Source organism: Haloferax sp. KTX1, assembly GCF_902410085.1.
Classification (GTDB): Archaea; Halobacteriota; Halobacteria; order Halobacteriales; family Haloferacaceae; genus Haloferax; species Haloferax massiliensis.
Genome location: NZ_CABPRH010000009.1, coordinates 96,426 through 118,091 on the forward strand (window position 1 = coordinate 96,426; position 21,666 = coordinate 118,091).

The 21,666-nt window shown below is 66.8% G+C and carries 24 protein-coding genes; 15 read left to right on the forward strand and 9 right to left on the reverse strand.

Annotation, left to right across the window (positions count from 1 at the left end):
- The first annotated feature begins 5 nt into the window (after nucleotides 1-5).
- A complete protein-coding gene (locus FY251_RS14455; protein ID WP_148415751.1) occupies nucleotides 6-2,051 on the forward strand; it encodes a hypothetical protein in 2,046 nt (681 codons plus the stop codon).
- A gap of 75 nt (nucleotides 2,052-2,126) precedes the next feature.
- Entirely contained in the window at nucleotides 2,127-3,023 is an 897-nt protein-coding gene (locus tag FY251_RS14460) for a hypothetical protein (RefSeq protein ID WP_148415753.1), read from the forward strand.
- 15 nt (nucleotides 3,024-3,038) lie between these two features.
- Here the strand turns inward: FY251_RS14460 and FY251_RS14465 are convergent, their stop codons facing one another.
- A complete protein-coding gene (locus FY251_RS14465) occupies nucleotides 3,039-4,001 on the reverse strand; it encodes a hypothetical protein (RefSeq protein WP_148415755.1) in 963 nt (320 codons plus the stop codon).
- Nucleotides 4,002-4,043: 42 nt separating this feature from the next.
- Nucleotides 4,044-4,664 (reverse strand): transcriptional regulator, encoded by a 621-nt coding sequence (locus FY251_RS14470; protein ID WP_148415757.1) that lies wholly within the window; start codon nucleotides 4,662-4,664, stop codon nucleotides 4,044-4,046.
- 187 nt (nucleotides 4,665-4,851) lie between these two features.
- Here FY251_RS14470 and FY251_RS14475 point away from each other — a divergent pair, with 187 nt between their 5' ends.
- Nucleotides 4,852-5,235: a RidA family protein gene (locus FY251_RS14475; RefSeq protein WP_148415759.1), complete on the forward strand. Its 384-nt coding sequence runs from the start codon at nucleotides 4,852-4,854 to the stop codon at nucleotides 5,233-5,235.
- A gap of 72 nt (nucleotides 5,236-5,307) precedes the next feature.
- On the opposite strand, the gene FY251_RS14480 is transcribed toward FY251_RS14475, so the two are convergent.
- The 3 genes from FY251_RS14480 to FY251_RS14490 form a co-directional block, all read right to left on the reverse strand.
- Entirely contained in the window at nucleotides 5,308-6,363 is a 1,056-nt protein-coding gene (locus FY251_RS14480; RefSeq protein ID WP_148415761.1) for a tyrosine-type recombinase/integrase, read from the reverse strand.
- Nucleotides 6,353-6,799 carry a DUF5805 domain-containing protein gene (locus FY251_RS14485; RefSeq protein WP_148415763.1) on the reverse strand — a complete coding sequence of 149 codons (447 nt, stop codon included), beginning with the start codon at nucleotides 6,797-6,799 and terminating at the stop codon, nucleotides 6,353-6,355. The genes FY251_RS14480 and FY251_RS14485 overlap by 11 nt, the downstream gene beginning before the upstream one ends.
- Before the next feature lie 1,364 nt (nucleotides 6,800-8,163).
- The gene (locus FY251_RS14490) at nucleotides 8,164-8,868 is read right to left on the reverse strand and encodes an SOS response-associated peptidase (RefSeq protein ID WP_148415765.1); all 705 of its coding nucleotides are present in this window, start codon (nucleotides 8,866-8,868) and stop codon (nucleotides 8,164-8,166) included.
- A gap of 119 nt (nucleotides 8,869-8,987) precedes the next feature.
- On the opposite strand from FY251_RS14490, the gene FY251_RS14495 reads away from it, so the two are divergent.
- From FY251_RS14495 to FY251_RS14505, 3 genes are all read left to right on the forward strand, one after another.
- Entirely contained in the window at nucleotides 8,988-9,743 is a 756-nt protein-coding gene (locus tag FY251_RS14495) for a ribonuclease H-like domain-containing protein (RefSeq protein ID WP_148415767.1), read from the forward strand.
- A 107-nt stretch (nucleotides 9,744-9,850) separates the two neighbouring features.
- Nucleotides 9,851-10,201, forward strand: coding sequence for a hypothetical protein (locus FY251_RS14500; RefSeq protein WP_042666205.1), 351 nt, complete (start codon nucleotides 9,851-9,853; stop codon nucleotides 10,199-10,201).
- A gap of 72 nt (nucleotides 10,202-10,273) precedes the next feature.
- A complete protein-coding gene (locus FY251_RS14505) occupies nucleotides 10,274-10,960 on the forward strand; it encodes a dolichyl-phosphate hexose transferase (protein ID WP_148415769.1) in 687 nt (228 codons plus the stop codon).
- A 71-nt stretch (nucleotides 10,961-11,031) separates the two neighbouring features.
- Here the strand turns inward: FY251_RS14505 and FY251_RS14510 are convergent, their stop codons facing one another.
- On the reverse strand, nucleotides 11,032-11,235 hold the full coding sequence (locus tag FY251_RS14510) for a DUF5800 family protein (RefSeq protein WP_007274390.1): 204 nt from the start codon (nucleotides 11,233-11,235) through the stop codon (nucleotides 11,032-11,034).
- 121 nt (nucleotides 11,236-11,356) lie between these two features.
- Here FY251_RS14510 and FY251_RS14515 point away from each other — a divergent pair, with 121 nt between their 5' ends.
- The 3 genes from FY251_RS14515 to FY251_RS14525 all read left to right on the forward strand — a co-directional run bounded on the left by FY251_RS14515 (nucleotide 11,357) and on the right by FY251_RS14525 (nucleotide 14,435).
- Nucleotides 11,357-12,208, forward strand: a complete 852-nt coding sequence (locus FY251_RS14515; protein ID WP_148415771.1) for a polymer-forming cytoskeletal protein — start codon at nucleotides 11,357-11,359, stop codon at nucleotides 12,206-12,208.
- Between the two features lie 108 nt (nucleotides 12,209-12,316).
- The gene (locus tag FY251_RS14520) at nucleotides 12,317-13,180 is read left to right on the forward strand and encodes a DUF4349 domain-containing protein (protein WP_148415773.1); all 864 of its coding nucleotides are present in this window, start codon (nucleotides 12,317-12,319) and stop codon (nucleotides 13,178-13,180) included.
- 79 nt (nucleotides 13,181-13,259) lie between these two features.
- A complete protein-coding gene (locus FY251_RS14525; protein WP_148415775.1) occupies nucleotides 13,260-14,435 on the forward strand; it encodes a redox-regulated ATPase YchF in 1,176 nt (391 codons plus the stop codon).
- 225 nt (nucleotides 14,436-14,660) lie between these two features.
- On the opposite strand, the gene FY251_RS14530 is transcribed toward FY251_RS14525, so the two are convergent.
- A complete protein-coding gene (locus FY251_RS14530; RefSeq protein ID WP_148415777.1) occupies nucleotides 14,661-14,906 on the reverse strand; it encodes a hypothetical protein in 246 nt (81 codons plus the stop codon).
- Nucleotides 14,907-14,987: 81 nt separating this feature from the next.
- Here FY251_RS14530 and FY251_RS14535 point away from each other — a divergent pair, with 81 nt between their 5' ends.
- A complete protein-coding gene (locus FY251_RS14535; protein ID WP_148415779.1) occupies nucleotides 14,988-15,407 on the forward strand; it encodes a DUF5367 family protein in 420 nt (139 codons plus the stop codon).
- A gap of 60 nt (nucleotides 15,408-15,467) precedes the next feature.
- Here the strand turns inward: FY251_RS14535 and FY251_RS14540 are convergent, their stop codons facing one another.
- A complete protein-coding gene (locus tag FY251_RS14540) occupies nucleotides 15,468-16,589 on the reverse strand; it encodes a pyridoxal phosphate-dependent aminotransferase (protein WP_148415781.1) in 1,122 nt (373 codons plus the stop codon).
- Nucleotides 16,590-16,845: 256 nt separating this feature from the next.
- Between FY251_RS14540 and FY251_RS14545 the strand changes: the two genes are divergently transcribed.
- The 4 genes from FY251_RS14545 to FY251_RS14560 are packed head-to-tail and all read left to right on the forward strand — an operon-like array spanning nucleotide 16,846 to nucleotide 20,042.
- Nucleotides 16,846-17,892, forward strand: coding sequence for an ABC transporter substrate-binding protein (locus FY251_RS14545; protein ID WP_148415783.1), 1,047 nt, complete (start codon nucleotides 16,846-16,848; stop codon nucleotides 17,890-17,892).
- Complete coding sequence (locus FY251_RS14550; RefSeq protein WP_148415784.1) at nucleotides 17,889-18,758, forward strand: ABC transporter permease; 870 nt, start codon at nucleotides 17,889-17,891, stop codon at nucleotides 18,756-18,758. Before FY251_RS14545 ends, FY251_RS14550 begins: the two co-directional genes overlap by 4 nt.
- The gene (locus tag FY251_RS14555; RefSeq protein WP_148415786.1) at nucleotides 18,746-19,558 is read left to right on the forward strand and encodes an ABC transporter ATP-binding protein; all 813 of its coding nucleotides are present in this window, start codon (nucleotides 18,746-18,748) and stop codon (nucleotides 19,556-19,558) included. Before FY251_RS14550 ends, FY251_RS14555 begins: the two co-directional genes overlap by 13 nt.
- A gap of 31 nt (nucleotides 19,559-19,589) precedes the next feature.
- A complete protein-coding gene (locus tag FY251_RS14560; protein ID WP_148415787.1) occupies nucleotides 19,590-20,042 on the forward strand; it encodes a hypothetical protein in 453 nt (150 codons plus the stop codon).
- 1 nt (nucleotide 20,043) lies between these two features.
- On the opposite strand, the gene FY251_RS22615 is transcribed toward FY251_RS14560, so the two are convergent.
- The gene (locus tag FY251_RS22615; protein WP_004041491.1) at nucleotides 20,044-20,193 is read right to left on the reverse strand and encodes a hypothetical protein; all 150 of its coding nucleotides are present in this window, start codon (nucleotides 20,191-20,193) and stop codon (nucleotides 20,044-20,046) included.
- Between the two features lie 124 nt (nucleotides 20,194-20,317).
- On the opposite strand from FY251_RS22615, the gene FY251_RS14565 reads away from it, so the two are divergent.
- Nucleotides 20,318-21,658, forward strand: a complete 1,341-nt coding sequence (locus tag FY251_RS14565; RefSeq protein ID WP_148415790.1) for a DEAD/DEAH box helicase family protein — start codon at nucleotides 20,318-20,320, stop codon at nucleotides 21,656-21,658.
- The last annotated feature ends 8 nt before the right edge of the window (nucleotides 21,659-21,666 follow it).

A 21,666-nucleotide genomic window follows, 5' to 3' on the forward strand; every position in this document is an offset into this window, starting at 1 on the left:
CGGCCATGAGCCGCGAGTCCGAAGGGGTTACCTCGGTTTCCGACGGCGAGGTCACGGTCGAAAAGACCTTCGCCGCCGACGAGTTTCCCGTTCCCGCCATCAAGTTCGTCATCAGTTCGACGCGAGACGAGGCGACCCGAATACGGGTCATCGACCGCATCCCCGAGTCGTTCCCGATGGAGAGCGTCGGGTTCCACCCCGACTTCGAGAGCGACAACTGGACGGCCTACAAGGACCACCGCGTCGAGTACGAGCGGACGCTCGACCCCGGCGAGGAACTCGTGACGGTCTACGGTATCCGCATCACCGACGGCCACGACCAGACTGATTTCCTCGAAGAGCCGACGCTCGAACGCATCCCGGTCGACGGCGGCATCGACCCCGACGACATCGACGACATCCTCGGCGAAGACCGCAGTCAGATCGTCCGGGACGTGCTCGCGGGCAACCGCGACCCGCCCAGAGACGAGTCGTCCGCCGTCGATGCGGACCGAGAGGACGAAGGGGAAGTCGTCCTCGACGCGCCCGCGGACGCCGATTCTGAGCCCGAAGCCGCCGTCGACGCCGAGGCGGACGCGACCGCCGACGCGGAAGCCCTCGACGACGAGCCGAGCGACGGCGACCTCGCGGCCGCCTTCCGCGGTGGAGACGACGAGGACCTTGACGCCGACGCACCCGAGTCGCAGACGTCCGACGAGGGCGACGGGCCGGTCGAACCTTCGCCCGACGACGACGTGCTCGGCGATGACGACACCGACGACGCGGACGCCGCCGCCGGCACCGCCGAATCCGTCGGCCCGCGCGCCGTCGCGGCCGACACCACACCGGCGGTGACCGCACATCTCGAAGAGCCCGAACCCGAGCCCGATACCGACCCCGAACCGGCGGTGGAGCCCGACGCCGGGGGCGATTTCGACATCGACGCCGAAGCGGACTCGGCGACCGACGCCGACGAGACCGCCGACGCGGCTCCGGCCGGAAGCGCGCCCGCGACCGACGCGAGCGGTCTCGTCGGCGCGCTCGCAGCCGAAATTCGGTCGGGCGCGGCCGACGAGGAGGACCTCGAAGTCCTGCGCGAGGCGGTCGACGCCGAGACGCGCCGGAGCACCGACGTTCGCATCCGCCGCCTCCAGTCGCAGATGGAGGACCTCGCGGCGTACTCCGACGCGCTCGCGGAGTTCATCGACGAGGAGGGGACCGGGAACGAACTCGTCTCCGAGTTCCGCGACGAGATGGCCGACTTCCGCGAAGACCTCGACGCCCTCGACTCGATGGTCGACGGCGCGGTCGAGTCGGTCGACGACGCGGCCTCCCGGCTCGACGCGGCCGAAGAGACCATCGCCGCGGTCGACGAGCGGTCCGACCGCGTCGCCACGCGGGTCGCCGACGCCGAGGGCCGCCTCGACGACCACGACGGCCGGCTCGAAGGCCTCGCGTCCGACCTCGAAACCGCGGACGACACCCTCGACGACTACCACGGCTGGCTCGAATCCCACAACGAGCAGTTCGAGACCGTCGAGGGGCGACTGGACGACCACGACGGCCGGTTCGAGGACCACGACGAGCGGCTTGAAACCGCCTCGCGGAACATCGACGCCGGTTCCGCCCGTCTCGACAGCGTCGAGGAGACGCTCGCCAAGCGCGAGGAGGAGCTCGTGACCGTCCGCGAGCGTCTCGACGACATCGCCGGTCGGTTGGACGAGACGGTCGACCGGCTCGAAGGGGCCGAAACCGACGCGGCGGAAGCGACCGAACAGGCCTCGACGCTCCACGCCGAGGTCGGCGACATCCGCGAGGACATCGCCGAACTCGACGGGGACATCGTGGAGACGCGCGAGGCGCTCGACGACCGCCTCGCGGACGTGCAATCGCGGGTCGAAGACGCCGCGGCGGACGAGGAAATCGAGGCCCTGCGCGACGACATCGAAGAGCTGAACGACACCGTCGCCGAACTCGAAACCTTCCGCGAGCGCCTCGCTGGCGCGTTCGGCACCGGCATGGGCGGCGGTCCGGCCGCCGGCGACGACGGCGACACCGACGACGCGGAGTAGCGCTTCCGAGCTTTTTCCCGAGAGACGTTTTCCCGAAGCGCAACCTGTTTAGCGGGCCGCCCCGACGTTCCGATGATGACAGAGACGGTGCGCGTCGCTGTTCCGCGAAAGGGTCGCCCCCTCGAAGCGGTGCTCGAACGGTTCGCCACGACCGAGAGCATCGCCGAGGTGGCGGACGAAATCACCTCGACACTCCGATACGAGAAGTCGGTCACGAAGGGCCATACCCAGCCGGAACATGACGTGTACGAGCGACTCGCGGACTACAGCGACCTCTCGGACCCGGCCGCGCCGGAGTACACGCTCCTGCGCGACGACCGAGACGGCATGCCGCGACGCATCGTCTTCGACAGCGTCGTCCTCGAAATCGACGGGGTGGACATCCACCTCGTCGGGCGCGAGGAGCCGTTCCGCGCCCTCCGGACCCACGAGTTCGGCCTCGGCTTCGACAGCGCCGACCTCGTCCTCGAAGAGGTCGTCAAACTCCGCCCCGAGGGCCTCGGGAGCATCGAGGACGTGAACGCCCGCATCGACCCGATGGACACCGACGTTCGGGTCGTCTCCGGGCTCGGCGACACGGTCTATCACACGCTCATGGCCGACCCCGAACTCCTCCCGCCGGGCTCCGAACTCGACCGCGATTTCGTCGCGGACTACGCGGGCGACCTGTGTATCTCGCCGCGCTACGAGCGCCTCGTGGAGGCGGTTCTCGGCACGCGGTGTCTCGACGACGTGACGTTCGCGTATCCGAACGGCGCGCCCGAAGAAGAGGCCGCCATCGCAGAGACCGGTATCGGCGTTTACCTCACGATGACCGGGTCGACCGCACGCGAACACGGCCTCGTCCTCGGCGAACACCTGTTCCCGAGCGAGACGGTCCTGATGGAGAACGTCGCGGAGGCGACGCCGGCCGCCGAGACGGTCAAACGGGCCATCGCGTCGCCGGAGGTAGAGACCGAACTGACGGTCTGACCGCCGACCGACGCCCTACGCCGACGACTCGTTTTTCGGTTCCGCGTCGCCGCAGAACATCAGGGTCGAGAGCGTCCGCGCTTCGAAGCCGCCGTCGTCGGTGAGCGAGACGGTCGTGTTCGACGCGTTGCAGTCGAACTGCGATTTTTCGACGGTGACTGCTTCGGTCGTTTCTTCGCCGGATTCGTTCCGCCGAGCGACGCGAAGCGTGACCTCGCGGGCTTCGGTCAGCGACGCCCCGACCCGAGCGCCGGGTTCGAGGCGGTATGCGCCGCCGAAGGCCACCGCGCCCGCGGGCGTCTCGTAGGCGAACTCGACGACCTCGGCCGCGTCGGTCGGGTTCGCGACGGCGAGGCCGTGGGGCTTGACGGCCTCGGTCGGGAGCGACCCGTCGCCGAGCGCGACCGTGACCGCGTCGTCGGCCGCGACTACCCGGGGCCCGCAGGCCATCCGGGTGGATGCCCCGGAGACCGAGACACCGCCGTCGACCGGCGAAAACGCGGTCCACGAGCGGTTGCAGCCGAAGTCGTCGGGACCGACCGAGTCGGTCGCCACGGCGTCCGAGTCGGTGTTGGTAACCGTCACCTCGTAGTCCGCGGGGACGCGAAGCGAGACGTTCACCGTCGCGTCGTGGTCGAGTTCGTAGGTCTCCGCGTGGCCCGCACCGAGCGGACGCGAGACGTCGATACGGGCGGTCCACGGCTCGTCGGTCGGGTTTTCGAGGCGGACGTGGTGCGGTTTCAGCGTCCCGTCGTCGCTGGCGGGGCCGCCGCCGACGACGGCCGTGAGGCGCTCTCCGGTCGCGACCGAGACGGCGTCGACCGGTTCGGGCGTCGGTGTCGGGTCGGGAGTCGACTCAGTCTGCGAGTTTCCGTCGTCGTCAGCGTCGTCAGCGCCGTCGCCGGCGCTCGCGATACAGCCCGTCAGCGCCGCCGCGAGGCCGGTTCCGGTCGCGGCGAGGAGGGTTCGTCGTTGCACAGCTCTCCCGACGCGGAGGGGTCACTTCCCCCTGTGTGTGGCTCAAACGCGCCTTTGAGTCCAGCTCACGCCGAGGCTCACGAGGACGGCGAGCGCGACGCCGACGAGGAGGACGAGCGCGCCGGGGCCGGCGAGGAAGGCGGAGACGAACTCCGCGACGCTCGGCTCGGGGGCGGGAGCGGTCGGTGCCGGCGTTGCGTACCTGATCTGCGGCCGTCGCGCGGTCCACAGCGCCTGCACGAGGACGCTTCCGACCAGCGTGACGCCCACGCCGGCGACCAGCGTCCGAAGCCCCGACGAGAGCTTCGATTCGGTTCGCTCCGCGCCCGCGAAGAGGACGACGGCCGAGCGGGTCGGACCGTAGACGGCCATCTCGCGGCCCTGTGCGGAGACCCACGTCGTCACGGGCTCTATCAACTCGGCGTCGACCAATCGCTCGACGTGGTAGCTGACGGTCTGGAGCGTCGTGTCGAGTTCGTCGGCCAGTTCCGAGACGGGGCACGGGTCGTCGTAGACGGCGGCGAGAAGTCGCCTCGCGGTGGCCGACGAGAGCGCCGACAGGACTTCGTCCGCGTCGTCGTCGTCGAGTTCGACGAGAAGCGGGCTCAGTCCCCGGTCTCGAACCGATGCTGCGGCGGGTTTCAGCGGGAGCAACGAACTCACGGTCTCGGGCGTCGTTCTCGCTCCGTCGATAAAGAGGCCGGTATGAGTCAAGCGTCCGTTTGACCCTCTCGTCCCCCGCGTGGGAACATCTCTCCCGGATTAGTACATGCTAGCGATACGTCGATGGCCGCTGGCGGGGTAGTACGACCGTGAACCAGATTCGGACGAATCCCACGGAGGAACAGGTATGAACGGCGATGCGGTCCGATACGAGAGCGACCACTTCAAGGCGACTGTCGGCTCCGGCGCCCGAAAGCGGAACCTGCAACTCGTCTTCTTCGACGCGCAGTATCCCGAACCGGAACAGACGACGGACGGCCTCCCGTCGGTCGGAAGCCAGACGACGAGCACGCTCGAACGCGTCGAAGTGGCCGTCGAACGCTCTGGAATCGACTTAGACGACGTGCTCCGAACGACGGTCTACACGACGGACCTCGACCGAATCGACGCCATCGAGTCGGCCTACGGCGCCTATTTCGACGACCGGAGACCGGCGATGACCGTCGTCGGCGTCTCCGAACTCCCGAACGACGCCGCCGTCCAAATCGAGGCGACGGGCGTCAAACGATAGGTCGCGTACCCTACCAATTCGATATAGCGAGATACAATTTACAAGTCGCGCTTCGAACAGCTATCACGCACCTCAGCGGAGCGAGTAAATGTTCGATTCGTACGTTTCGCGCACTCTGTCGCCCCAGTTGTGGGTGTACGTGTCGATGATGTCGCCGGCCACGTCGCCGCGGAGGTACTTGACGATGCCGCGGTCGCCGGTGCGGTCCCGGAGATGGGTCGTGAAGAAGTGCCGGAAGTAGTGCGGTGTGACGTTTTCCTCCCGGTCACCGCCCGCCCGGTACCAGCCGGCGTCGGCGGCGTGAGAGGTGACGACGTGGTGGACGGCGTCGGGGTCCAGCCGACGGCCCCACCCCGAGGCTGTGCCGACGAAAAGCGGTTCGGCCGGTGACGGCGAATCCGGTCGAATCGCCAACCAGCGCAGGAGAACATTCTCCAACTCGTCGTCCACGGGGACGACCGTCGACCGCTTTCGCTTGTTCGATGCGGTTCGCTCCTCGCCGTTGGTGACGCTCCCGACGCTCGGGTCGGCGGCGACGTACATCGACGGGCCGCGCCCGTCGAGGGCGGCGCGGGTCGATACATCGCTTACGGGTGTATCCGCCTCCGCCGCCAGCGACACGTCTCGAAGGTCGAGGTTGCACAGTTCGCCGACGCGCATCCCGGTTTTGAGGAGGGTGACTACCAGCGCGTGCTCCAGCGGATGGGCGATTCCGCGGACGAACTCCCGCATCTGCGGGACCGAAAGCTCGCGTCGGGCGGGGTTCGTGTCGATTCGTTCGTCCATCTCCTCCATCACGAGGCTCATCGGGTTGGAGTCGAACGCGCCGACCTGCGCCATGTAGGCGTAAAACCGGTGGAGGTAGGAGGCGTACGTCGCCACCGTGCTCGGCGCGACGTCGCGGTTTCGCAGGGTGTGTATCCACGCCATGCAGTCGCGGTGAGTCGCGTCGCCGACCGATCGCGCGGTCCCCGAAGGGTTCCGCGAGGGGTCGCCGAGGAACGACTCGAACGCCCGGAGGACGCGCTCGTAGGCGTCGCGGGTCCGGTCGGTCTTCCCGTGATAGGTCATATCCTGCAGGAAGTAGCCGACGGGGTCTTCCGCCTCGGCGGGGTTTTCAGCGGCCATCGCGCTCCGCCAGCGTGTAGCCGCCGTGTCGCCCGCTGTACACGACTCGACCGCTCGACTGCAATTCCTGCAGCGTCGATTCGAGCCGGTCTTCGATGTCGTCGGTCAGCGCCGAAACGAGGTCGTCCCACGACCGATGCGAATCGGCCGCGAGCGCCTCGACGATTCGGGCCTCGAACCCATCGTTATTTTCACCCACTTCGTCCTGATTCGAACCGTCGTTCTGGAGGCCCGTTTCCACCCCTTCGACCCCGGGGGTTGTGGTCGCTTTATCGCCTCTCGGAGGAACATCGAAATCGCGCCGGCCGGCCTGTACCATCGTTCTGACAAATTCGCTCTGGCTCATCCCGAGTCGGTCCGCGTGGTCCTTCCAGATGGCCTTCTGGTGGGCCGGGAGGTAGGTTTGCACCGTCGCGCGGTCGGCCTCGTCGCTCATGGACGGGTCGACACGGGGGTCGATAGTTAATCTACCGGTACAGTCCAGAATAAGTGAGATTATCCTGAGCAGTACATGCGGATTTTCGGCGGCGAATCTGGGTTATCCTGAATACTGCCATCGCATTTTCGGCCATCTGCATGCAGTATTCGGGATATTAAATTTCGCCGGAGAATGCCGATTTCGGGCGTTTCGAACGAATCTGAGACTCGGACGACATTCCGTTGCTTTCGTTAGGTCGAATCCCGCACAGTACAATCTCAGTTCTGTGATCATATTCACTTTTTGGATGGTTCTTCTCCAACCAGTTACCCCCGGAGTAACGCATGGAAGAACCACTTATACGAGTTTCGTTATTCCACGCTCAGTATTACTGAATTATTATATTATTGGATAGCGCTGGTTTTGTCACCGTTTTATTTCTCTCAACTAGGCGTGATCTATTCTGTCCATAATTTCTGTACGTTGTCTCAGAAATATACTCGTGGCGACGCGTCATCTACGTTCTCTCGGACGGCTATATTTCAACTAGAATAAATTCGGAAATTTCACCGATTATATCCGCCATTCTACTCTGAATATATGTCGCCGGACGGAGCTTCGTTTCAAATCGATATCGTCTATTATTATGTGGGTTCTATCTCGAAGAACTCCGGTGGGTGTTGTCTGATTCGAACACGCAACACCCGGGTGACGCCGTTCCGAATGCACTCGAAGACGAATCCAACCGAGGTCCTTGCCGGCTCGATTCGTTCTCTTTTGACGCCTTCACTGCCCTTTCCTCGCGGTGAGAACAGTAACTCGGGGCGTGGCTCCCTCTCAGGTGAAGCGGCGTTCGAGCGCGCTGTGGCCGTCCTGACGGGCTCCATGAGTCCGGGATTTCGGTGCCTCGCCCGCGGCCGGATTGACCGACTCACTCGTTCGGCGGACGACCCGTTCGAGCGAACCGTCTCTCGGCTGGTGACTCGTTCGAACGGACTGCCTCGAATCCCGGATGCGATGACGCACTCCGTCTGCGCGACCGGACTCGCCGCCGATGCACCCTGTTACTCCCGACTGCGATACAAACCCGAACCGGGAGCGTGACGCGGCTGTCGCACTGTGATGCTGAGCAGGCTTAAACGCCATCGACCGCTGGAGTGCGATTTTCCGCGTCAACGCGGCTCAGTCGCCAACTCTCCGGAATCGGGTCTCTCTGCCCGGTCGTCGATTGTCCGATTCGAGACTCGTATATCGCATCTCGCTATACTCAATCCCTGTTCTCGGGTTCGACCGATTTCGGAAAATCCGAGGTCCCGTCGACCCCGGCCGGTTCGCGTTCGAGTCGCCGAGACGACCGGATTCCGACGATTTCACCCGGCGCGCTACGCTTCGACTCGCTCTATCAGTTCGGGGCCGTCGTTGGCGGGGCTGTTCACCCGCGTCGAGACGGGGTACGCCGTGAGTTCGTCGTCGGGGTAGGTGTCGAGGAGCGCCGCCGCCTCGTCGGGGTCGCCGTGGAGCCACGTCTCCTCTTCGTCGGGCGCGAGGACGACCGCCATTCGGTGGTGTAGCTCGGAGACGACGTCGTTCGGCTCGGTCGTGACGACGGTGAACGTCTCCAGCGGTTCCTGTTCGCGCGAGGGGCCGCCGCTTCCGAAGTCGCCGAGCCCGGTCTGTTTCGTCGGGGGCGTCCATCGCTCCCAGAGGCCGGCCATGGCGAACGGGCGGTCGTCCTCGAAGGCGACGCGGTAGGGCTGTTTGTCCCCGCCGCGGTCGACCCACTCGTAGAAACCGTCCGAGGGAACGAGACACCGGCGGGCCTCGTAGGCGTCGGCGAAGCTCCGCTTCTCGCGGACGGTCTCCGCGCGGGCGTTGATTCGGTCGTTGCCGACGCTCGCGCTGTCGGCCCACGAGGGGACGAGTCCCCACTTCAGGAAGCGGAACTCTTCGGGCGCGTCGTTGGTCACGACCGGGAGTTCCTGACCGGGCGCGCAGTTGTACCGCGCCGAAAGCGGGCGCGTCGGCGTCGCGTCGAACCGCGTTTCGAGTTCCTCCGGTGGGGTAAACAGCGTGTAGCGGCCGCACATACCCCCGGCTTCGCGCCGTGCGGGTAAAACGCCCGCGGCGCGAGTGCCTCCGACTGCGGCGACCGCGGCGGTCGCCCCACGACGACGCATTTAGGGTTGTCGACGCCCCCCTGTCGGACATGCGAATCGAGAACAGCTTCATCCCCGTCCGCGGCGTGGGCGAGCGGACGGAGCGGAACCTCTGGCGGGCCGGGTCGACCCACTGGGACGAGTTCGACGCCTCGCTCGTCGGCGCGAAGACGGGCGACCGAATCGAGACGTTCATCGCCGACGCCGCCGCCCACCTCGACGACGGCGACTCGCGGTTCTTCGACGACTGCTTCCCCTCGGGCGAGCGCTGGCGACTGTACGAGAACTTCCGCGACGAGACGTGTTTTTTCGACATCGAGACGACCGGCCTCTCGCCCGAGCGCGACTCGGTGACGACCGTCTCGTTCCATCGGGACGGCGAGACGACGACGCTCGTCAGCGGCGAGGACCTGACCGCCGACGCCCTCCGCGAGCAGTTCGTCGACGCGAAACTCATCGCGACGTTCAACGGCGCGCGCTTCGACGTGCCGTTCCTCGAAACCTCGTTCGACGTCTCTATCGACGTGCCGCACGTCGATTTGATGTATCCGTGCCGGACGCTCGACCTCACCGGCGGGCTGAAACAAATCGAGAAGGACATCGGCATCGACCGCGACCGCCCCGACATCTCCGGGCGCGACGCCGTCCGACTCTGGCGGGAGTACGAGCGCGGCGATCAGTCGTCGCTCGACACGCTCGTCTCGTACAACCGCGAGGACGCCGTCAACCTCGAACGCCTCATGGAGACCGTCACCGGTCGCCTCCACGACCGCGCCTGCGAGGGACTCGACGCCGAACTCGGCTGAGCCGGGCGTCGCCTGATTCGCTCGCGCCCGCGGCGGGACGACAGCCGACCCGAGCGAGCGTGACGGAACCCCGCGCTTTTTTCATCCCCCGAAGCGACGCGCCGCACATGACCGACGACCCCGACGCCGACCCCGAGGCGGACGACACCGCCGATTCGACCTCGCCAGCCGACGCGGCCGAGGCGACCGAGCCGACCGACGGCGACGAGCCAGTCGATGCCGACGCGGCCGTCGAGGCGGCGGACGGCGGTACCGACGAGCGCGACGACGGCAACGGCAACGGCGACGAGACTGTCCCGCACGTCGAACTCGACCTCTACGAACTCTCCGTCCGCGTCAGCGGGCAGTCCAGCGACGAACTCGACGACGTGGAGGCGTCGGCGACCCGCCTCATGGACTACCTCGTCGACCACGCCAAAGAGCTGGAAGACCAGCCCGACACCCGCGGACTGAGCTAACGCCGGCGCTCGCGTCGCCTCCGGTTTTGGCAAACCTAAACGCTCAAGAGCGGCCGTCGACAACCCCGCCCAATGACCGAGTTCACCTTCGACGACCTCGCGGTCGTGATGGGGACGTACAACGAAGAGCAGGCCATCGGGGCCGTGCTGGCGGACATCGACCGGATTACCGACGGGCGCGCCGAGGTCGTCTGCGTGGACGGCTCGGACGACCGGACGCCCGAAATCGCCCGCAAGATGGGCGCTCGCGTCATCGAACAGGAGCCGCAGGGGTACGGCGTCGCGGTCGAGGCCGCGGTGCTCGCGCCCGACCGGCCGGTCGTCGTCACCACGGACTGCGACGACACCTATCCGATGGAGTATCTCCCGAAGTTCCTCGACCTCATCAACGACGGCTACGACGTGGTCTCCGGCGACCGAATCACGACGGGCGCGGAGACGATGCCCCGACTCAACCGCGCGGGCAACGTCGCGTTCGCCCGCCTCGCCAGCTTCCTCATGGGCGCGACCGTCCACGACACGACCACCGGCATGCGGGCGTACCGCCGCGAACTCCTCCACGATATCGAGTGGACCGAGAACACGGGACTGTCCGCCGAACTCCTCATCCGCCCCGCGATGCGCGGCTACAACATCGCCGAGGTTCCCATCCCCTACCGCGAGCGCGCGGGCGAGACGAAACTCGACCCCTTCGCCGGCGGCGCGGCTATCGGGAAATCCATCGTCAAAGTCTGTCTGGAAGAGCGACTTCGGCTCTGAGTTCGCGCGACGAGCGCGCGTGATTCGAGATCGATACGCGGAAACCGAGGGGGCGGTCGTTCAGGCGGCGGTTACGACGAGTTCAGGATGTCGCGGACGCGCCGGGGTTCGCCGGAGAGAGCGGGTTCCTTCTCGACGATTTTCAGCACCTCGTGGTCGGTCACGTCGGGGTAGGACTTCCCGATGGCCTCCTCGATGAGGGCCTTTTCGAGGCGGAACTCCGTTCCCTCGTAGACCACGTCTACGCCGTCGTCGTCGAAAGAGAGAATCGTCATACCTCTCGTTGTACCCCGCGCGTAGTTAAATACGCGTCGTCGTCGCGAAACCGGCCGCCTCCGTCGCGTCTGACGCTCGTCTTGCGGACGGTTTATTACGGCACGGGTGTTGGTTCGGAGCGTGTCACTGGGTACGGACCCGCTCGATGCGCTCGAAATCCCCGACGGGACGACGGTCGAGGAACACGACCTCGTCACCGACGGCGACGTCGTCGTCGGCGGGCAGAGCACCGTCGAGTTCGGCGTCCGCGGGCGGAACGTCTTCGCGGGCGAGCGCGTCACCTTCGGCGGCGACATCGAAGCCGAAGCCGACTGCCGACTCGACATGCTCGACGACGTGGCCGGCAACGTCCTCGTCGGCAACAACGCCTACCTCGGCGAGCGCGTCCACATCGCCGGTCGCCTGATGGTCTCTGGCGACCTCGACATCGGCGACGACGTCGACATCGAAGAGGGGTTCGAGGCCAACGGCTGGATCGTCATCCGCAACCCGATTCCGACGCTCGTGTTCTACTTCATCGTCCTCTCGCAGCTCCTCCGGCTCGGCGAGGACGAGGCGGCCGACGAACTCGCAGAAACCCTCTCCGGTGAGTCGCCGCACGACCCGCTCGTGATTCCCCGGAACGCCACCGTCTCCGACGACGCGTGGCGCGTCTCGACGCCCGCGCACGTCGGCTCCGACTGCCGAATCCACGGCAACATCCGCGCGAAGTCCATCGACCTCGCCGAGGACGACAACGTCTTCGGGAGCCTCCGCGCCCGCGACGATATCGTCGTCGGGAGCGGGACGCGCATCCACGGCGACGTCACCACCCGAAACGGCGAGGTCCGAATCCACGAGGACGCGCGCGTTCTCGGCGACGTGTCCTGTAACGACCTCGTGCTCGAAGCCGGCGCGCACGTCGACGGCACGATGCGCGCCCGCGGCGAGATGCGCATCCACCGCGACAACCTCCCCCGCGAGGCCGAGTAGTCGGCGTCGGAACCGACCGAGCGACCGCGGCCACCCGCGGGCCGCGATAGCAACAGTCGCCGTTTGTGCCTACCCAACGATTATTCCTTCGCGTCGAGAGTGTCGTCTATGGACAATCGACTGAAACTTCTCTCGGTCGCCCTCCTCGTCGTCCTCGCCGGGTGTACCGGCGGCGCGGCGGACGGCGGTGCGGGCGGGTCGGAGAGCGTCTCGCTCACTGCCGACGCGTCCGGTTCCGCCGAGGTCGAACAGGCGGGCGGCGACGACCTCCCGCAGGTCCAGCGACGGGCGGTCATCAGGAACGGCCAGATCGAACTGACCGTCGACGAGTTCAACGAGTCGCGCGACGCGGTCGAATCGACCGCCGAATCCTACGGCGGCTACGTCAGCGACTCCAACGAGTACGTCAACCGTCGGAGCGGCGGGACCTATCGCTCGGGTCAACTCGTCGTTCGCGTCCCCTCCGAGGACTTCTCGGCGTTCATGACCGACATGAAGGACCTCGGCGAGGTCGAGCGCGTCGAGACGAACTCAGAGGACGTGACCGACCAACTGGTCGACCTCGAAGCGCGCCTGAGCAACCTCCGCGCCCAGCGCGACCGCCTCCGCGACCTCTACGAGTCGGCCAACACGACAGAGGACGTGCTCGCGGTCGAAGAGCGCCTGACCGAGGTCCAGACCGAAATCGAGCGGCTCGAAGCCCAACGGGAGTCGCTCGAACAGCGGGCCGCCCTCTCGACCGTCCGCGTCTCGCTGTCCGAGCGACCGCCCGGTCCGGCGCAGTGGTACGACACGCCGGTCTTACAGGCGTTCTCCGAGTCGGTGAACGGCGCGTTCGTCGCCCTCCGGGCGCTCGTCGTCGCCGTCGCCTACGCCGCTCCGTACCTCGTCGTCTTCGGCGGCCTCCTCGCGATTCTCGGGAGCGGGGTGGTGCTCGCCGGCCGCGCCGCCTTCAGGCGACTGACGGACTGACTGCGCGCCGGTCTCTCTTTCGTCGCTCGCGCTTCCTCGCACGCGAGCGTTTTTCCGCGTCCGCGACCATCGTCGAGCCATGCTCTCTCTCGCGTTGGCCGGCAAGCCGAACGCCGGCAAATCGACGTTCTACACGGCCTCGACGCTCGCCGAGGTCGACGTGGCGAACTACCCCTTCACGACTATCGACGCGAACCGCGGCGTCACGCACGCTCGCACCCGCTGTCCCTGTCTCGACCGCGACGAGCGCTGCGGCAACTGCGAGGGCGGCATCCGCTACGTCCCGGTCGAACTCGTCGACGTGGCCGGTCTCGTTCCCGGCGCGCACGAGGGTCGCGGCCTCGGCAACCAGTTCCTCGACGAACTGACGAACGCCGACGCCATCGTCAACGTGGTCGACGCCTCCGGCGGGACGAACGCCGAGGGCGAACCCGTCGAGGTGGGGAGCTTCGACCCCGTCGAGGAGGTCGACTTCATCGAGGAGGAACTCGAACAGTGGCTCGCGGGCATCGTCCACAAGAACTGGGAGTCCGTGGTCCGCAAGTCGCGGTCGCCCGACTTCGACATGGACGACGCCCTCGCCGACCTCCTGACGGGCGTCGGCGCGAGCGAGCACGACATCGCCGCCGTCCTGCGGGACCTCGACTACTCGCCGAACCCAAGGGAGTGGGACGACGCTGACCGGGTCGAACTCGCCCGCGCGATTCGCCAGCGGACCAAGCCAATCGTCCTCGTCGCCAACAAGGTGGATATCGCGCCCCCGGAAAACCTCGAACGACTCGCTGAGACCGGAAAGCCCGTCATCGCCGCCACGGCGGACGGCGAACTCGCGCTCCGGCGGGCCCGCGAGGCGGGCATCATCGACTACCACCCCGGCGACGACGACTTCGAACTCGTCGGCGACGTGAGCGGCGCACAGGAGAAGGGCCTCGAACGCATCCGCGACCTGATGGGCGACCACGGCGGCACCGGGACGCAGGAGGCCATCGACACCGCGGTCTACGACGTGCTCGACCGCATCACGGTCTACCCCGTCCAAAACGAGTCGAAGTGGACCGACGGCACGGGCAACGTCCTCCCCGACGCCTTCCTCCTCCCGCGGGGGTCGACGCCGCGGGACCTCGCGTACGCGGTCCACTCCGACATCGGCGACGGCTACCTCCACGCGGTCGACGCGCGAGCGAAACGCCGCATCGCCGAAGACCACGAACTCGAAGAGGGAGACGTCATCAAAATCGTCTCGACGGCGAAGTAGCTGTCAGCGGTTCGTCTCTTCGTCCCGTTCCTGTTGTCTTCGATTGGTCAGGAATCCGTCTGCTACGCCACACGTCAACTGAATATCGCTATACAGAATTGGATATCCCACGTCACCGATAGTCGACCGAACACGGAACACGGAGTCACGCCGTCAGTTCGACTGTCGCGCGGCTCACGCGTCGAGATTCGCGGCGGAAAACAGCGATTCGTCGCGGGCGGCGGCTCAGAGGTCCTTTGCGACGCGAAGCTCCGTGTCGGTGACCGTCTCGACAGACTCGGCCGGGACCTCGATGTCGTCGCCGTCGGCGTCGCCGAAGCCGAGGCCTTGCACGACTGCCTCGGCGATGTCGGGGTCGGGTTCGACGTATGCGACTTGGGCGTCCGTGTCGACTTCGGTCACGATACCGATCTGTTCGGCCTCCTCGTCCATGAGGAACTTCCCTTCGTCGGCGGTCGAGAGTACTGACATTCGACCAATCGTTGTGCCGGGGTGACATAATATCCTGTGGCCGGCACGAACGCTGATACGCCCTGCCCGCGTACGGGATGCATGACAATCGGTTCACAGGTTTCCGAGGCCGACGCCCGCCGGCTCCCGCTGCCCGAGACGCGGGTGTTGCTCGGCGTCGGGCTGGCGATTGCCCTCGTCGCCGGACTCGTCTTCCGCGTCGTCGGCCAACTCGTGTTGGTTCCCTCTCGCCCGCTGGTCACGGCCGCCGTGTTCGCGCTGACGGTGCCCGCGATGTGGGCGCTCGCGGTCGGGGTCTTCCGGTGGCGCGGGCTGTCCGGCGGCGCGCGGCGGGAGGCCGCGGTGTTGCTCGTCGTCCCCGGCATGCTCGTCGACGCGGTTTCGACGGCGCTGTTCTCGGTCGTCTATCCGAACATGGGCCTCGAATCCGCGGGGCTCTTCGGCGGGCTGTTGCTCTTGGCGTACGCGACGGTGCTGGTCGCGGGCTTCGTCGGTCGGTGACTCGGTTTGCGTCGACGCCCGCCCCGAAGGTTCCCCGCTGGCCCGTGACGTGTGAGCGCCTCAGACGACCGCCTCGTACGCTTCGCCCATGATTTCGATGGCCTCGCGGAGCGACTCGGTATCGGTCGCGTACGACAGGCGGGCGTAGCCGCGGCCGTGCTCGCCGAACGCCTCGCCGGGCACGATAATCACGCCGCGGTCGATACACTCGTCGACGAAGCCCTCGGGGACCTCGGGCATGACGTAGAACGCGCCGCCCGGCGACGGGACGGTGAGGCCGATGTCCTCCAGCCCCTCGACGACGAGGTCGCGGCGCTCGCGGAACGTCTCGGTCATCTCCTCGATGCGGTCCTGCGGGCCGCTGAGCGCGGCCTCGGCGGCGAACTGCGCCGGTGCGGAGGCGCACGCCTGCACGTACTGATGGACGCGGAGCATGCGTTCGACTCGGCGGGTGGAGCCGTACACCCAGCCGAGTCGCCAGCCGGTCATCGAAAACAGCTTCGAGGCCGAGTTGACGACGACGACGTTGTCGGTCTCGGCGAACTCGATGGGCGAGCGGTGTTCGCCCTCGAAGACGGTGTACTCGTACACCTCGTCGGAGATGCAGAGCACGTCGTGTTCGTCGGCGATGCGGGCGAACTCGGCGATATCGTCGGGCGGCGACACCGCGCCCGTCGGGTTGCCGGGGCTGTTGACGACGAACGCCGCGGTGTCGTCGGTGATGGCGTCTTCGACCGCGGCGGGGTCGAGCGTCAGGTCGTCGCGGAGGGGGACCGGAACCGGGTCGCCCCCGGCGAGTTTGGTGAGCGCGTCGTAGGAGACGAAGCCGGGGTCGGGGATGATGACCTCGTCGCCCTCGTTCACGTGCGCCTCGATAGCGATGTGGAGTGCTTCGCTCCCCCCGGCCGTGGCGATGACGTCGTCCGGGTCGAGGTCGACGCCCTGGTCCCGGCGGTGCTTCTCGGCGATGGCCTCGCGGAGGTTCGGGAGGCCCTTGTTCCCCGTGTAGCCGTCGGCCTCGCCGGCCTCGATGGCCTCGATAGCCGCCCGTCGGGCGTGGTCCGGGGCCGGGAAGTCGGGCTGACCCAACCCGAGGTTGATAGCGTCTTCGCCAGCCGCCTCGAACACCTTGCGAATGCCGCTGATGGAGATGCGCTCCACCCGGTCGGAGAAGTGCGTCATATCCTATCCCGTGTCGCCGTTCGGGATAGTTCTTCCCACGCACGGTCGCGGCAGACCCGTCGACTCCGTGACGTGAGCGGCGTCGTTTGTCGGAGGTTACTGCCGCTATCTGGGAGACGTAAGTCTCGGAAAAAACGTATTTCTAACCCGGAACACGGCCGTAATGAGGACTTCAACGACTCTTCGAGTGTCATCTACCGCGTCTATCGTTACCGGGTACGCGCCCGGAATAAGGCGCTGATTCGTAACGAGGGCAATGACAGAGGCACCACGTTCGACGTCGATCAGCCGTAGACGTTTCCTGCAGGGGTCCGGCCTCGCGGCGACCGCCGGCCTCGCGGGCTGTCTCGGCGGGTCCGGCGGGAGCGGGCTGGACGAACTCAACGTCGCCTACATGCCCATCTACCCGGACATGCAGTACTTCGTGATGGAAGAAGAGGAGCTGTTCGACCAGCTTTCGGTCCCGGTGGCGGGCAAGAAGTTCTCCGACGGTCCGAGCATCGTGCAGGCGTCCGCGACGGGCGACTTCGACGTGATGATGTTCGGCATCGTCCCGGCGATGATCGTCATGGACAAGGGCATCCCCGCGAAGATAACCGCGGCGAACATCAAGAACGCGATGGAGATTCTCGCCACCGACGAGTTCGCCGCGCTGTGGGAGGAACACGGCAAGGAGGCCTTCGCCGAGTTCGAGGCGCAGAAGGGCCGCAAGTTCACGTTCGGCACCTTCCCGCCGGGGTCGGTTCCGGACATCCTGCTCCGCTACTGGATTCAGAACACGCTCGGGCTCGACCCCGAAGAGGACGTGAACATCAAGGGCCTCGGCGGCGCGGCCGCGGTCCAGCAGGCGCTCCTCTCGAACAACGTCGACGGCACGAGCATCATGGAACCCGTGCCGACGGTCATCGAGGCCAACGACGCGCCGTTCCAGCCCATCGCGTGGGCGGGCGACTTCATGCCCGGCCAGCCCGCGGCGGTCACGCTCATGCACGACCGCCTCCGGCAGGACAACCGCGACCTCGCCACGGAGTTCGTCGAGCTCCACCGGCAGGCGACGAACTTCGTCGCCGACAGCCCCGACAGCGCCGCCGAGCACGCGAGCTCGGTCATCGGCGAGAGCGCCCTCCCGGTCGAGACCGCCCGCGCGGCGCTCGACTCCCCCGCGTCCGACTTCATCACGGACCCCCACGACATCGAAGGCGGGGCCGAAATCTTCGCCGACTACGCCCAGACGCTCGGGAAGACCGAAGCGCAGTTGAGCATCGACGAGATGTTCGACTACGGTATCTACGACTCGCTATGAGCAACGACGAAGTCGGCGCGGGCGTCACCCTCTCGGAGACCGAGGCGGACGAGCGACTGCTCGACCGACTCGCGGGGTTCTCCTCGGAACAGACGGGGCTCGCCGTCGCCGGCTTCGTCGGCTTCCTCGCCGTCTGGTACGTCGCCGCGCTGTTCCAGCCGACGTATCTCCTCCCGTCGCCCGTCGAGGTGCTCGCGGCGTTCGTCGTCGAACTTACCGCGCCGGCGACGCTGTCGATTCCATTCACCGGCGTGGAACTCCCGGCGACTCGACTGCTGGTCAAACTGATTCAGAGCCTCTACCACTACGTGCCGGGCCTGCTCATCGGGACGTCGCTCGGCGTCTTCGCGGGCGTCGCCATGGGCTGGAACACCCGCGTCGACAGCGTCTTCACGCCCGTCACGCGCCTCCTCCGGCCGATTCCGCCGCTGGCGTGGATCGGCTTCGCCGTCATCTGGCTCGGCGTCAACCATCAGGGCGCGACGTTCATCGTCGCCATCGGCTCGTTCTGGATTAACTTCTACAGCGCCTACGGCGGCGTCGAGGGCGTCTCGGAGGACCTCAAGGAGGTCGCCGCGACCCTCGGCGTCGACGACGACTGGACGATGATTCGGAAGGTCGTCATCCCGGCGGCCAGCCCCTCCATCATGACCGGCATCCGGACGAGCATCGGCCAGTGTTGGATGATCGTCGTCGCGGCCGAACTCATCGTCGGCGTCGGCGTCGGCTACGAGATTCTCAACACGGCGCAGAACCTCGCGATGGACGTGTCGGTCGCCTACATGCTCGTCATCAGCATCGTCTTCCTCGTGAGCGACGGCCTGTTCCGCCGGGTCGAACGGCGGGTCTTGGAGTGGAGAGCATGAGCCGCGATGCGAACGCGGATACGGAAGCGGACACGACCGCGGCCGACCCCGACGAGGCCGCGACGGTCCGCGTCGACTCGCTCGGCAAGACCTACGCGTCCGACCGGCGGACGGTCGAAGCCCTCTCCGGCGTGGAGTTCGCCGTCGAGGACGGCGAGTTCGTCTGTATCGTCGGCCCCTCGGGGTGCGGCAAGACGACGCTGTTCCGCATCATCGCCGGCCTCGAAGCCGCCACGACGGGCGCGGTCACCCTCGACGGCTCGCCCGTCACCGGTCCCGGCACCGACCGCGGGATGGTGTTCCAGGAGTACGGGCTGTTCCCGTGGCGGACCGTCGCCGAGAACGTCGCCTTCGGCCTCGAAGAACAGGGCGTCGAGGAGCCCGAACGCTCGGAACGAGTGACCGAAATGCTCGAACTCGTCGGCCTCGACGGCTTCGCCGACGCCTACCCGAAAGAGCTGTCCGGCGGGATGAAACAGCGCGTCGGCATCGCCCGCGCGCTCGCGGTCGACCCCGAACTCCTCCTCATGGACGAGCCGTTCGGCGCGGTCGACGCCCAGACCCGCGACATGCTCCACGGCGAACTGCTCGACATCTGGACGGAGACGGACAAGACGGTGCTGTTCGTCACCCACGACGTGGAAGAGGCCGTCACCCTCGCCGACCGCGTGGTCGTCATGGCCGCGAATCCGGGTCGCGTCCGCGAAATCGTCTCGGTCGATATCGACCGCCCGCGCGAGCGGACCGAAAGCGAATTCGCGGAATACGTCGAGCGGATTCGCGGGCTGATAGGCGAGTAAGTTTTTCATCCTCGATTCGGTACCTCGGTTTATGATATCTAGACGACAGGTCATCGCTGGCGCAGTCGTCGGACTCGGTGGTATTGGCCTCGTCGGAAACGCGGTGTATCAGGAACACAGGCCGAAGCTGTTGCTCTCGGTGATGAACTTCCACGACCGACCGCACTCCTTGACCGTGCAACTCGTTCGCCGAGGCGCCGACGAGTGGAGCGAAGGACTCGCATGGATGGAGTATATCGACATCGAGGCGCAACCTGAAGACGGAGACGTTCCGAGACTGAATTTTCCGGCAGTTGCTCCCGCTCGGCCGTACATCGTCCGCATCGAAGCCCAGAGCCACAATATTGGCGACCGAGAGTTCACGTACCTGCCCGACTGTTCTGGGTACGACTCACCAACCCCCGGACTGTACATCGTCATCTCCACGGAGGGGGAGATTAAACTCAAAGGGACCGGGTGTAGCGACGATTCTGTCTGGTACTGAACTACTCCCGCGCCGCTCGCAACTCGTCGATGTGCGCGTCGATGACCGACAGCGTCGCGTCGGCGTCGACGTAGCCCTTCTCGTACTCCTTCATCGCGCTGTTGTAGTCGCTGAGGAACTGTGCGACCGCGTCGTCGAGGTCGTCGCTCATACACGTCCGTAGCCCCGCCATCGGATTTGAACCTTCGGCCCGAGGACGGCGTCCCCCGGCGGCCGACGGGGAACCCAAACTGAGGACCGTCGATTTATCACCGCGCCCCGCCAACGCGCCGGTAGTGACGACCCTCCGCTTCGAGGACGGAACGATTCACCTCGCCACCGACGTCGATATCTCGATTCCCGGCGTCGAAGCCGACCCCCGAAGCGGCGGCTATCGCGCCCCGGCGATTCGGTACGCCGCGGTTCGGGACGCGCTCGACGCGGCCGGCGTCGACTACGACGACCGGGTCGCGGCCGCCCTTGACGCCCCCCTCTCGCTTTCGACCACGTACGACCTCCGCGACTACCAGCGGGCCGCCCTCGACGCGTGGCTCGATGCAGACGCAGCGGGCGTCGTGGAACTGCCGACCGGCGCGGGCAAGACGGTGCTCGCGGTCGCCGCGATGGTCGCCCGCTCGGTGCCGACGCTCGTCGTCGTGCCGACCATCGATTTGCAGGACCAGTGGATACGCGAACTCGAAACCGAGTTCGACGTGCCGGTCGGCCGGTTCGGCGGCGGCGAACAGACGCAGGAGGCCATCACGGTCTCGACGTACGACTCGGCGTACCTCCGCGCCGACGGCGTGGGCGGCGACTTCGGCCTCGTCGTCTTCGACGAGGTGCATCACCTCGGCGGCGAGGGCTACCAGGACATCCCGCGATTTCTGGCGGCCCCCGCTCGCCTCGGTCTGACGGCGACGTTCGAGCGCCCCGACGGCGCACACGAGCGCGTGGAGGAACTCGTCGGCCCGCGGGTGTACCGCCTCGACGTGGACGACTTGGCGGGCGACCACCTCGCGGACTACGAGGTCCGCCGCATCGAGGTGGAACTCACGGCCGACGAGCGCGAGACGTACGACGAGGCACAGGAGACGTTCGTGAACTACCTGCGCACCTCGGGGCTGTCGATGCAGTCGGGGAGCGACTACCAGAAGCTCGTGATGCGGTCGGGCAACGACCCGCGGGCCCGGGAGGCGCTTCTCGCCAAGCAGCGCGCCCGCGACGTGATGATGAACTCGGAGGCGAAGGTGGACAAACTGGCCCGGTTGCTCGCGCGGCACCGCGAGGACCGCGTCATCGTCTTCACCGCCTCGACCGACCTCGTCTACCGCATCTCACGGCGCTTCCTCGTCCCGCCGATAACGAACGAGACCGGCACGAAAGAGCGGCGCGAAACCCTCGCTCGCTTCCGCGACGGCACCTACGACACCGTCGTCGCGGCCAACGTGCTCGACGAGGGCGTGGACGTGCCCGACGCCAACGTCGGCATCCTGCTTTCTGGGTCGGGGTCGGAACGCGAGTTCACCCAGCGGCTCGGCCGCATCCTCCGGCCGAAGGCCGACGGCGCGACCGCGACGCTCTACGAACTCGTGAGCGTCGAGACGGCGGAAGAACGGGTCGCCGCCCGGCGTCGGTGACCACGGGA